We start from the raw sequence: 12,614 nt of genomic DNA, 5'->3' as shown, positions 1-12,614 counted from the left end.
CCGCCATGGAACCAAAATTCGAGTCACACTTGTTCGACCAGCGCTTCGTCCGGGGGTAACACGTGCACGGGCCGGGAGCGGTCTGCGAACGAGCGTGCTTGCTCAAGTTTCTCCTCCTTCTCGGCGTGAATCGTGAAGAGCGAGTCGTCGCGCTGGACCTCGTCACCGAGCTGGCAGTGGAGCGCGATGCCTGCCGCTCGATCTTTCGGGGCTCCTGCTCGTCGTGCCAGTTCGTTCACCTGGCGGTTGTCGACGTGCGTGACGACACCGCCGTTGGAGGCGTGAACCGTCGACCGACGTCGTCCGGGAGTGAGGTCCGAAAGCGAGATATCGGGGTCGCCGTTCTGTGCGGCGATGATCTCGCGGAACTTCGCTGCCGCGTCGCCCGATTCGAGAAGTTCGGTCGCTGTCTCGTCGACACCTGCTTCGTCCAGTAAGACCTGTGCGATGCACTCGCTTTTCACGCGGAGGTCTCGAGGGCCCGTGCCTTCGAGGACGGCGAGGACGTCGCGGGCTTCGAGTACCGGTCCGATCCCGCGTCCGATCGGTTGTTCGCCGCGCGTGATGGCACACTCGATGTGCATCCCGAGGTTCGTGCCGACGCGACTGAAGTCCTCCGCCATCTCCCGGGCTTCCGAGAGGCTCTCGACCTTCGCACTCTCCCCGTAAGGGAGGTCGATGACGACGTGGGTCGCGCCGGCACTCTTCTTCTTCGAGAGCACGGACGCGATCACTTGTCCGGGTGGGTCGAGCGAGAGCGGCGTCTCCGCGCGAATGATCTTGTCGTCGACGGGCGACAGGTTCACCGCTCCACCCCAGACCATACAGCCGTTCGTCTCGTCGACGATGGCTTTGACCTCGTCGAGGGAGAACGCGACGTCACAGAAGACCTCCATCGTGTCGGCGGTTCCTGCTGCGGAGGTCACTGCACGCGAGGAGGTCTTCGGGATGGTGAGGCCCGCGGCCGCAACGATCGGAACCACGATCGGCGTGACGCGGTTCCCAGCCACCCCACCGATGGAATGCTTGTCGACGATCGGGTCGCGTCCCCAGTCGATGGTCTCGCCGACGTCCACCATGCAGGTGGTGAGACACATTATCTCCTCGCGAGAGAGGCCATTGGCGTAGACGCCGGCGACGAACGCGCTGAGTTCGACGTCGTTCAGTCGGTCTTGGTTGATGTCGCGGACGATGGCGCCGATCTCGTGCATCTCGAGCTCGACGTCGTTGAGTTTCTTCGTGAGGTACGCGACGGAGTCGGGGCGCGGTGCGATGGACACCGCCACGTCGCCCGTGATGTGTCCGAGCGAGCGGGTGACGCCGAGCGTGCCCGGGGCGACGAGTTCGTCGGTGATCTCGACGATGCCGGTGCTGGCGCGGTCATCGTGTCGGATGCGGATGCGGTCGAGCGGGTGCACGCCCAGTTCGCTCGCGTCGCTCGAGTTGAGGAGGACCGTGTGCGTTCGGGTCCCGATATCGATCGCTTTGGCGACGAGCTCCATACGAGTATGTCACGCTCACTCATAATAGAACGACGCGGTCGTCGGGACTCTTCGAGTCGTCAACATACGAAGCGCGTTGGCTGCGGTGGTGCATGCTGTCGTTGAGGGGGTGTCGCTGAGGCGGTCGTCGAGGCCGACGGATTGCAGGATGCGGCGGTGCTTGTCGAGGGAAGCGGTTTCGGGGGTTACGGCCACCGCCACCGTATTTTTGTACTCGCCGTCTGTGTCAAGGGAACGTATGGAACCGGGTGAGGTGGCAGAACGGCGAGAGACTGTCGCCCGACGGGCGGAATTCGTCGAGTTACTCGAGGACGAGGGGGTTTTGAATCCAGCTGACATCGTGGACGAGCTCGCCCACTCTCGGTCGACGGTCACTCGGGCGCTGCGAGAACTCTGCGATGCGGGGCTCGTCGAAAATCGAGATGGTGGGTACGCTGCGACGGTCACGGGTGTGATGGCCGTCGAGGAGTTCCGACGCCACGAGGCGGCGAGTCGAGCTATCTTGCGGGCGAAAGAGCTCCTCGACCCGCTCGTCGACCCCAGCGAGTTCGACCCGGCGTTCCTCACCGGCGGCGAGACGTATCTCGCTGACGAATCCGCGCCGTTCAGGCCGCTCGAGGAGGTAGTGAGCCGAGTCCGCGAGGCCGACTCCGTGCAGGCGTATCTCCCGACGCTGGTGAATCCGTCGTTGCTGCGAGTCTGGCACCGGAAGGTGCGAGCCGAAGGTATGGAGTCGGTGGGGCTCTTCGACGAGGAACTGCTGACGCTTCTAAAAGGGCAGTATCCGCAGTTGCTCGCGGAGATGGGCGCGGCGGACGCGTTCTCGGCGTTCACAGCGGACGGGCCGCGGCACGCGCTGCTTCTCACGACGAAGGGCGGCGCGGCCACGGCGTCGGTCGTGGTCTACGATGGCGACAGCGGCGTCAAGGGGGCGATCGTCAACGACTCCGACTCGGCCGTCGAGTGGGCGCGAGACCGGTTCGAACGGCTCAAGGACTCGGCATCGGCCGTGACAGCCGAGTTCGACGCGCTGGCCGGAGCCGTCGAACTCGGACCGTCGGACCTCGAGCCGGCTGACTCGTCGGACTCGCGTACCGGGAACCTCGAACGCGACGGCGGGTTCGCCGGTCACGCACTGCCACTGGACCTCGAACGAGAGGGTTTCACCCGCCTCTCGAAGGAGTACTTCGAGTCACGCGAGCAGGCCCGCCCCGAAGTCAGTTGGCGGACTGGCTTCACGCTCTCGGAAGTGCGCGGGGGGCACGCAGTCGACCGATTCGACGACGAGGACCGGAACTTCGTCGACCGGATGCTCTCGGCGCTACAGGCAGGCCCCGACCACGTCGTTCTCGGACCGCCAGGAGCCGGGAAGAGTACGGCTTGCATGTCCGTCGCGTGCGAGTGGTACGACCAACAGATCGGGCCGGTCGTGTATCGCGAGCGCGGCGCTGGCGGGGAGTTCTCGTCGCCATCGCTCCTGGAAGCGTACCTCCGCCAGACCGACGACCACGCACTCGTCGTCGTCGAGGACGCGATTCGGACGGAAGCAAACGGCATCTTCGACGTGATGCTGTCGCTCAAGGGCCGAGACGACGTGACGTTCCTGCTCGACTCGCGAACGAGCGAGTGGAACGCGTCGGACGACCTCGTGGGTGACCCGCGTGTCGACGCCTATCGACGACGGTCGGTCGAGCAAGTACCCGTCCCCGAACTGGACGCGGACGGGTGCGAACGGTTCGTCGATCACTTCCGGTCGCTCATCGCCGAGGACATCGACGCCTCCGGTACGGAACTCCAGTCGGCGGTGGCGGACGGTGCACTATCCGCCCCCGCCGATACGCGGCCTCCCGGAAGAGCCCTGCTCGCCCAGACACACCTCTCCAGGCGCGTCGACACGGTCGCCGACCCAGACGGTACGGTGCCGAACGCGCTCGACGCCGACGTCCGCGAGACCTGTCAGTCGCTTCTCGATGCGGACCCGGAGTACGCGACGGAGCTCGCTGTGCTGGCCAGTCTCTGCAATGCCGCTGGTATCCCCGTCGCGACCGAGTACCTCTACGGCATCGCCGAACCGGACCGGTGCGGCGATATCGAAGCCGCAATCTCCGTCCTGGAGGGGCGCGTCCTGTTCGAGCATCGCGGCGTGACCGCTCCCAGGATGGAGTACCGCACCCACCACGAGACGTGGTCGCGGCGGTTCCTCGAGCGGTTCCTCGAACTCCTCTCCGAGGACCGCGCACGAGCAATATTCGGCCGATGTACCTCTCGGCTGTTGTCGCTCGCCGACGACGCCGATCGACGAAACCGCATCGAGCGGCAACTCAACCGGACGGCACCCCACCTTCACCGGATCGAGTCTGACCCTGGCGGGTGGGGCGACGAACTCGTGGAACGGATCTTCAGGCTCGGCCATACGAATGCTGGTCTCGCACCGTTGTACGGCGAGACAGACGACGGTACGATTGCGGTTCCGGACGCCTGCTCAGAGTTCATCCGACAGAAACAGCACTACTGGCGGGGAGAGATGAACCGCCTCCAGGGGAACCTCCGGCGAGGGAAAGCCGAGATAGAACAGTTGCTGGACGCCGACTCGTCGCCCGACGGCTTGACCGAGCGTGAAGCGAAACGGCTCCGCTATCGTGGACACGGCGGCATCTGGCACTTCTCCGCTATCAACGGCGACTACGAGACGGCGATCGACCACGCTCGGCGTAGCCTCGCGCTGGCGGAGGAACTGGAGGACGTGAAGAAGATGGCCCAAGCGCGAGCCATCATCACGCACGTCGAGATCGAGCGTAACAACCTCGAGGAGGCACAAGCACAGTACGAACGGTTCCGAGAACTGGCAGACGAGCACCAGTCACCAACATATGCGGGGACAGCATTGGAAGGGGCGCGCTGTTCGTTTCTGCAGGGAGCTCACCAACAGGCGAAGGAACGACTGCGTGAGTACCTCGACCGTATTGAGGACGCTGACAGCACCCCCGAAGAGGCGTCAGCGAGATACCATCTCGGTCGAATCGCAATCGTCGAAGACGACTTCGAGACGGCGAAATCCCATCTGAGCCGTGCAATGGCGACCAGTCGGTCGTCCGGAGCCTCGATGGTGGAATCTCAAGTCCACGCCTCACTCGGACGGGTTGCGCACTTGGAAGGCCGTCTGGAAGACGCCGAGAGCCACCTCGAGCGCGCGTCAGAACACGGACGTGGCGTTCCGTCCCTCGTCGCCCCAATCCACGCCGTATTGGCCGACGTGGCGTTCGACCGCGGCAACCTCGACAGATCTGAGTCGCTCGCGAGGAAGGGCCTGGAAGCGGCAGCGGATGATTCAGCCCCAATCGAGATGGCCGACGTCTCGCGAACGCTAGCTCGCATCGCGCTCCGCGAGGACAGCTACGAAGACGCCGAAGCACACCTCGTACGGTGTAGAGAGGCGAGCCGAACGCTCGACAATCCGTTGTTGGCCGCCAAGTGCAATCGGCTCCGCGCACGCCTCGAACTCGCGCGTGGGAAGGAGGATGAAGCAGAAGAGTACGCTCGCCAAGCGCTCGACCGGTGCCGAGAGTACGACACGACCAGCGACGCTGCCGGCTGCCTCAGGCTACTCGGGCTGACAGCGTTAGAACGCGACCACATCGAATCCAGCGCAGACTACCTTCTGGCGGGGCTCGAGGCGGCCAAGGAGAGTGGCGTGGTCACTCGAACCGCCGAACTGCACACGGCTCTCGCTCGTCTGGAACTCACGAGACAGGACCCACAGAGTGCCCGGAATCATCTCGAGTCAGCCCTCGATATCGCCGCTCGACTGGGCGACGAGGAACGAGTTCAATCCATCAGGAACGACATCGCCGCTCTTGATACCAATCCAGCAGCCGATAGCCCGTGACGACTCTCGTCAGTTCCTCCGTCCCCGATCAGCGCCGTTCGCATCACTCGATGGGATTTCGAACCGAGGCGTCGTCACCGATGGGCAGTCGATATCTCCGGAAGGCCCGGGAACTGTTGCGGTCAGATCGATGGCGCGACGAACGTCTCCTCCATGGGGTCTTCCAGGCCCCGAACCGCAATGTAGGTATCCCACGTTTGGCCGCCAGTATCGACGATGCGTCCGACGGGCCCGTCGGGGTCGATACCGATACCGATACGATTCCCGACGTCCGGATGTGCCCGGATCGATTCGATGAGTGCCTCTCCGGCCGCCTCGTGACCGGGCGCATACCAGAGGTCGGCGATACCGGTCGGCTTGATCTCACGGCTCTCCGGGAACGCCGGCGGGAGCTCGTCCGCGTCTTCGAGTTCGGGCGGGAGGGTCTCGAGCTTGTTCCACATCAGCTTGTGCGAGTTGATGACGCCGGCGCCAGCCACGAGTTCCCCCTCCGAGACGACCACGAAGTAGTCCGCTATCGGCTCCCCTATCGGTGACTCCGCCAACCGCTGGCGTAGTTCGTCGACGGTGTGAGGCGCGTACAGCTCGGCGTCCGCATAGAACTCGTCCGTTTCCCGCACGACGGTATCGTGCTCCGCGTCCGTCACTGGTCGAACGGTGTATTCGTCTCGACGCGGCGCTTCGTCGAGCGGTTGCATCGGAACCATCACCGTCTGATACGGGAAGCCGTCGGCCCACGTTTCCGCAACCGCCTTCGACGGTTCGTTCCCGGTCTGAATCTGGGCGAACACCACGCAGTCATCGCCACGGTGGTCCTCGGCGTACTGGACGCGCTCGGCAGCGAGTCGTTTCCCGAGACCGCGCCCGCGGTACTCCTCGTGAACGGCCAACCCGACCAGGTAGGCCATCGGCCGAATCTCTCCGCCCACGCGGGCGTCGGTGAAGGAGACGAATCCCGCACCTGCAAGGTCACCGTCTCGCGTTTCGGCGACGATGCCGTGCGTATCCGTTGCCGGGTCTATCTCCGTGTAGGCAACGTAGGGGTCGATCTTGAATCGAGGCGCCATCCCGATGTCGCCGGTATCCGGACTATTCGCGTAGAGGGCCGCGAGCTCGTCGCCGTCGTCAGCCGTCGCCGGTCGCACGTCGAACGCATCGTCAGCCGGTTGGGAATCAATCGACATTTCACTCCTAACGACGTCGGGAAATCCCGAGGTATCATCCCACGACCCACTGGCTCACGGACCGAGCCAGCAGCGATCAGCCGTCACACCGACTGATAGGTGATCGAGCCCCGGGTCGTGGATTCGACCTGCCTTGCTCACTCCCTGAGCCACCGGGTCACGGCTCGAAACCAGGGGGCTTCCACCACTATATCGAACTGCATGTCGATCGACCTTGGACCGTTGTATGGAGCAAGACACGCTGGCCATCGGCGAATCATCGTGGGCTGTCTGGTGCTCTGTCTCGTGTTCGGCGGGCTGCCTGCAACCGCGAGTGCAGCCACCTCGCCCGAGTTGAGCGCAGATGACTGCGAAATCCGGCTGGACCCGCCCAGCGACGCCGCGTACGACGTCCACGTCGTCGGGTACGCCGCGTCCACGAATACGTTCCACGTGACGCTCACGCACACCGGCGATGAGCTCCCATGCAACGCCAAGTCTCGCAATCACATGCGTGCAATCTGGAGCCACAGGTCCACCAATCTGTGAGTCGCATTGCGATTTCATTCAACTCAGGATGCCCACCATTCGTCGTACCCCAAGGTGGCCTCACGGTTCGGGGGAACCGCGAGTGCCACCATCGGGCAGGACTCCCGACTTTCCATGTACGATTGCATGATGTCTACGAACATACAAGTAAATGGATAGAGATTTGATTTCCATGTCCTCGGTCGAGATTAACGGTGTCTCCACGTACTACGAAGAATACGGAGACGGGCCGCCACTCGTCGTTCTTCACGGTGCAACAAGCGATCATCAACTCTGGGCCGAGCAACTCCAACCCCTCACAGATTCGCTCAGAGTAATCGTCTACGACCTCCGCGGGCATGGTCAGTCAGAAGGGTCGACACACAAGAGATACACAATCGAACGCTACGCCGACGACCTCGCCGCCTTCATCGACACACTTGGTTTGGAGCGACCGACCGTCTGTGGACTGTCGACGGGTGGGATGATCGGGTATCAGTTTGCAGCCAACTATCCAGAACAGCTATCGGCACTAGCCACGGTCGGCGCACCAACCCCACAGACGTTCACCCTCGGCGAACGCCTCACCAGAGTCGACGTTGCGAAACTTCTCACCCCCATCATGGGGAACGACCGGCTGATGCGAACCATCGACTGGGTGTGGGAGCAGCTTTTCCGCGACAGTACCACCGTCGACATGGACGACCTCGAGGAGATACGCGACTCTCACGCCTGCGATGCCCCGGAAATGCAGGCCAGCGAACGCGAAAAGGTGATGCGGGGCGTCCAATCGTATATCGGTTCGCAATTGGAGTGGGACCGCATCGACGTCCCCGTGCTTGCGATGTACGGCGAGAACGAGCCCTTCATCGACCGGCATACTGAGTACCTCGATTCGGTTCTCGAGGAGTGTCGTGTCAGGGAGATCCCTGATGCGACCCACAATTCGCACGTCGACAACCCCGAGTTCATCATCGAGGAACTACAAGAGTTCCACTCCGGGTTCGACAATCATTGAGGTCAACATCGTCGTCGAGGTGCTCGCTACGGGTCGTGTCATCGGTTTCGAAGTACTAGAGCCGGGCTCGCGAGAGGCGACGACGAAATCCAGGAACTCATCGTCGGCTTCGTTGATAAAGTTACGAGCGCATACCCCCGTCTTTAGGCGGGGGTCAAGCGGACAATAGCGTACCCCTCAGCGACGACGCGACGGCTGGATTTCCAACCGATTCACCGTCAGTATTATCACAACTTGACCTATAGTGTGCAATACGGATGAAGACCACACGGCACGCGATATATAACCTCAACTACCACATAGTGTGGTTGCCGAAGTACCGCAACTCGGTACTCGTCAACGAAGTCGCAGACCGTGTGCGAACCATCCTCTACGAAATAGCCGACGACAAGGGCCTCGAGATACTCGACCTGACCGTACAACCCGACCACATCCACCTGTTCGTCAGTAGCCCACCGAAGCACGCGCCGTCGCTTCTCGCCAACTGGTTCAAGGGTATCTCCTCGCGGAAGTACAACCACAGATACGCCGACCACGACGGCGAGAAGATTCGATGGGGGCGAGGCTACTATGCAGGAACGGCGGGCAACGTATCTAGTGAAACTGTCGAGAACTATATCCAGCAACACAAGGAGGGCGATTCGTGACCGAACTCACGAAGACGCTGGAACTGAAACTGGTAGAGCCGAACGCGAACAAGCGGAGAAAACTCTGCGAGACACGAGAAGTGTACCAACAGGCCCTTCACCACGCCTTCGACGCCGGATGTACCACACAGACCGAAGCGAACGATATAGTGGTCAACTACGATCTGAGTGGATATGCGAAGAACGCGCTCAAGAAGTACGTCCCGCAACTCACGACGACGTACAACGCGGGCGACCTTCACGACGACCACCCTGTTCGCTTCACGAACGAGGGGCTACGGTTTGACCACAAGCCCGAGAACGCAATCGAGTGGTACGTCAAGATTCCGCACCATGAGGACTACCACCTCTGGCTGCCAGCACAACCGAATCCCGACCAGCGTGACTGGTTGGAAGCGTTGAACGCGGGAGATGCCACGATGGGCGAGGGTCGGCTGTTCGAGCGAGACGGGACGTGGTATCTCCACGTCACCGCTACCCGCGACGTTGAGGATGGTTCCGAGGTGTCCGCCGAAGAACGGACGCCCATCGGAGTGGATATCGGGGAAGCGTCGCTCGTCACGGTGTGTCACCGCGACGGGCACGGTTCTCCGACCGATCCCGAACTGTGGGCCGACGAGGGCAAGACTGTTCGTCGGCTCCGCAAGACCTACTTCACCGCCACGAGACGACTCCAGACGCGCGGAAGTGAGCGTATCTCTGAATCGTTTGGCGACGACCTGTGGAAGCGGATAGACGAGGTGTTCCACCGCGTCACCCGCGAAGTCGTGGAGTACGCCGAGTCCGTCGAGGACCCCGTCCTCGTTCTGGAGGACCTGACGTACATACGGGAGTCGATGGACTACGGCGAGTATATGAACCGGCGTCTCCACGGATGGGGGTTCGCCAAACTCCACGCGCAGATACGCTACAAAGCCGTTGAGAAGGGTATCCCCGTCGAAACGGTGAATCCGCGCAACACGTCGAAGGAGTGCCACGCGTGCGGTGAGGTGGGGTATCGTCCGAAGCAGGCGACGTTCACGTGTACGAACGACGCATGCTGGATGGGCGAGTATCAAGCGGACGTGAACGGAGCGGTGAACATCGCAGACCGCTACCTCAGTGGAGAGAGTTGTTCCAGAGAACACGAGAACGACGATGACTCGGCTGAGGATGGGGCGTGTTTGGCCGCGCCACAAGACAGCCAAGCCGATGCTACCACGCAAGAGACGCTTGGACCATATGCGTCTTGAAACCACAGGGCCGAGCAGACGCTCGGCCTGAAATCCCGTGGCGGGATTCCCGCGTCTTCAGGCGCGGGAGGAGGTCAATCGGTTCGTGGCGGGTGGTCTCGCTCCGGTTCTATCAGTCCGTGCAGTGGTTCGCGTTGGCTGTCAGGATTCGATGGCGCGTTGGATGCGGTGTTGCATGGCGTCGTTGATGGGGATGTCGCTGAGGCGGTCGTCGAGGCCGACGGATTGCAGGATGAGGCTGGGGTCGTCGAGGAGTGAGAGTTCGAGGTGGGTGCCTTCGCGGTAGCCGTCGCTCGTCCGGTTCATATCGACGATTTTGAGGGTTTCGTATTCGCGGAGTTGGTCCGTGATGCGTTTCTGGCCGAGCGCGTCGGCGCTGATCGCGTCGGCGAACGCGCGGTAGACGCGGTACATCTCGGTGGCTTTGAAGTACGAGCGGTCGGTGAAGTGCTCCATCGCTGCGAGTGCGGCCATCGCGATCTTCGCTTGCGTGGGGCACCCGCGGATGAGGTCGCGGAGTCGAGTGACTTCGGCGTCGTCGTTGGCGGCGCGGACGTGGTCTTCGGTGACCTGCTCGGTGCCTTCGTCGCGCGCGACCTCGCCGGCGAGTCGGAGGAGGTCGATGGCGCGACGGGCGTCGCCGTGTTCCTGGGCGGCGAATGCGGCACACAGCGGGAGGACGTCGTCGCTGAGGACGCCGTCGCGGAAGGCGTCGGCGCGACGGTTGAGGATGTCGCGGAGTTGGTTGGCGTCGTAAGCGTCGAAGACGAGGTCGTCGGGGGCGAAGCTGGAGGTGACGCGGGTGTCGAGGCGGTCGCCGTACTTGAGGTCGTTGCTGATGCCGATGACGGTGAGGCCGGCGTCGATGTCGTCTTCTTCGCCGGCTCGGGAGAGCTGCATGAGGAGTTTGGAGTCGTCGGCTTCCTCGGGTGTGACGTTGCTCTGGAGGGCTTCGTTGGGGGCGAGGCGGTCGATCTCGTCGAGGACGATGATGATGGCGTCGTAGAGTTGGTTGATGATGGTCCAGAGGCGGTCGTAGTAGGCGCCGGTGGAGATGCCGGAGTGGGGGATGGTGACGTTGGTCTTGGTGGGGTCGTTGAGTTGGGAGGCGAGTCGGATGACGGTCTGTGTTTCGCTGCGGCGTTGCGCGCAGTCGATGACGACGAGACCGATGTCGACGTCGGCGTCGTGGCCGCGTTGAACGACTTCCCGACCGACGTACTTCGTGACGAGTGTCTTGCCGGACCCGGATTTGCCGAGGATGAGTGTTCCTTTGCCGGAGGCGCCGTTGATGGCGGGTTTGAGGCGGTGTGCGACGGTCTCGATCTGTTCGTTGCGGCCGACGATCTTCTCTTCGTCGGGGACGACGTTGGGGTCGAGGAGGCTTTCGTCGGTGAAGATGGGGTCTGGTTCGTCGAGGACTGAGAGAGGGTCGTCTCGGGGTGGGCTGGTGGCGCGCGAGTGGGCGACGGCGCCGTGGGCGGTGGCGAAATCCCCGAGCGTGTCACCGTCGGTAGACATACCACCACCTTTCAAATGAAATGCCCTTAGTTCTTTCCGTCGAACGTCTATTCTTCCGGTAGAGGCCTTGTTCGCGGGTTCGAGGCTCGTGTGAGGGTCGCCTAGGGGGTGTGGTGCGGATGGGGGCGTGTTTCGAATGATTCCCCGTGTATGCTGAGTGGTTGGGGCGTGCGTCTGACACCGGATTTCAGATGAATTTCTGTCGTGCGGAACGGAGTTGTGGGGCCGAGTGGACCGGGACTGGGAGCCTGTCACGCAGTGTCGAATGGCTCCGTATCGGCTGCATGGATGAGAAAGGCCCGTCTCGAATCCGACACCGTCTTTCAAATGAATTCCCGGCTGGTTCTCGAGACCGCAGCGTCACGGACACCGGATTTCGAATGAAATCCACCGCGACACAGACGCCACTCCACCACGACACAGTGGCTGCCCAAGTTCGAGACCGAGACCGAGCACGTTCCAGTGACGACACCCTGCTGGCCTGACGGCGACTCGATGACACGCTTGCTATCTCGGGTGGCACCAGACTGCCGGGGGAGAGTGGCATGACTCACTACACCCCCACACCGGATTTCAAATGAAATCGGTTCTAATGGAAGGGGAGGGGGTCGGGCTGGGGGTCGCTTTCGCTCGTCTTCTACAACGGGATTCCAGCGGTATAGCTCATCTAGCTGCTGGTTTCTGACGATTAGCTTCAACTGGAACCCGGTTCCATACTCGCGTTATTATATAACTAGGGTTCTAGGCAAGAAGAAGAAGAAGAAAGGGAAGGTACAGACCACACAGCGACCAAGTCCGAACGATCTAGAATCCCAGACGGTCGAGTTCAAATACACCCCTTCCACACCCAGCTTCGAACGCCCACACAACTCACTCGAACCGACCATAGCACTCCCGCCTACCCACGAGACCCATTAATCCCGACAAACGACTGTCCAACCGCCCGTGCTCGCTATATCGGCGGTAATCACTGGGGGATTCCGCCTCTCAGAACCGCCACACAGTACGCCGATTTCATTTGAAATCCGGTGTGGGGGTGTCCAGAACACGACCACCGAATCCCTCGACACCGACACACTTCGAGCGTCACCTCCGACACAGTCCAAGCGATTCCCAC

At 62.2% G+C, this 12,614-nt stretch carries 7 protein-coding genes; 4 read left to right on the top strand and 3 right to left on the bottom strand.

Going from position 1 to position 12,614, the window contains the following annotated elements; translation table 11 throughout:
* Window positions 1-23 precede the first annotated feature (23 nt).
* A complete protein-coding gene (locus VYJ16_RS18535) occupies window positions 24-1,502 on the bottom strand; it encodes an AMP phosphorylase (protein ID WP_336351811.1) in 1,479 nt (492 codons plus the stop codon).
* A gap of 238 nt (window positions 1,503-1,740) precedes the next feature.
* Here VYJ16_RS18535 and VYJ16_RS18530 point away from each other — a divergent pair, with 238 nt between their 5' ends.
* The gene (locus tag VYJ16_RS18530; protein WP_336351810.1) at window positions 1,741-5,388 is read left to right on the top strand and encodes a transcriptional regulator FilR1 domain-containing protein; all 3,648 of its coding nucleotides are present in this window, start codon (window positions 1,741-1,743) and stop codon (window positions 5,386-5,388) included.
* 122 nt (window positions 5,389-5,510) lie between these two features.
* Here the strand turns inward: VYJ16_RS18530 and VYJ16_RS18525 are convergent, their stop codons facing one another.
* Window positions 5,511-6,572 (bottom strand): GNAT family N-acetyltransferase, encoded by a 1,062-nt coding sequence (locus tag VYJ16_RS18525; protein WP_336351809.1) that lies wholly within the window; start codon window positions 6,570-6,572, stop codon window positions 5,511-5,513.
* Window positions 6,573-7,272: 700 nt separating this feature from the next.
* Here VYJ16_RS18525 and VYJ16_RS18520 point away from each other — a divergent pair.
* From VYJ16_RS18520 to VYJ16_RS18510, 3 genes are all read left to right on the top strand, one after another.
* Window positions 7,273-8,097 (top strand): alpha/beta fold hydrolase, encoded by an 825-nt coding sequence (locus tag VYJ16_RS18520; protein ID WP_336351808.1) that lies wholly within the window; start codon window positions 7,273-7,275, stop codon window positions 8,095-8,097.
* Between the two features lie 257 nt (window positions 8,098-8,354).
* A complete protein-coding gene (gene tnpA, locus VYJ16_RS18515; protein ID WP_336351807.1) occupies window positions 8,355-8,744 on the top strand; it encodes an IS200/IS605 family transposase in 390 nt (129 codons plus the stop codon).
* Window positions 8,741-9,976, top strand: a complete 1,236-nt coding sequence (locus VYJ16_RS18510) for an RNA-guided endonuclease InsQ/TnpB family protein (RefSeq protein ID WP_336351806.1) — start codon at window positions 8,741-8,743, stop codon at window positions 9,974-9,976. The genes tnpA and VYJ16_RS18510 overlap by 4 nt, the downstream gene beginning before the upstream one ends.
* Window positions 9,977-10,117: 141 nt before the next feature.
* Here the strand turns inward: VYJ16_RS18510 and VYJ16_RS18505 are convergent, their stop codons facing one another.
* Window positions 10,118-11,497, bottom strand: coding sequence for a Cdc6/Cdc18 family protein (locus VYJ16_RS18505; RefSeq protein WP_336351805.1), 1,380 nt, complete (start codon window positions 11,495-11,497; stop codon window positions 10,118-10,120).
* Window positions 11,498-12,614: the final 1,117 nt, after the last annotated feature.

The organism is Halorubellus litoreus (genome assembly GCF_037081675.1).
In the GTDB taxonomy this organism is placed as follows: domain Archaea; phylum Halobacteriota; class Halobacteria; order Halobacteriales; family Natrialbaceae; genus Halorubellus; species Halorubellus litoreus.
The sequence above is the reverse complement of the archived record's forward strand: the minus strand, read 5'-3'. Positions and strand labels throughout refer to the sequence as shown.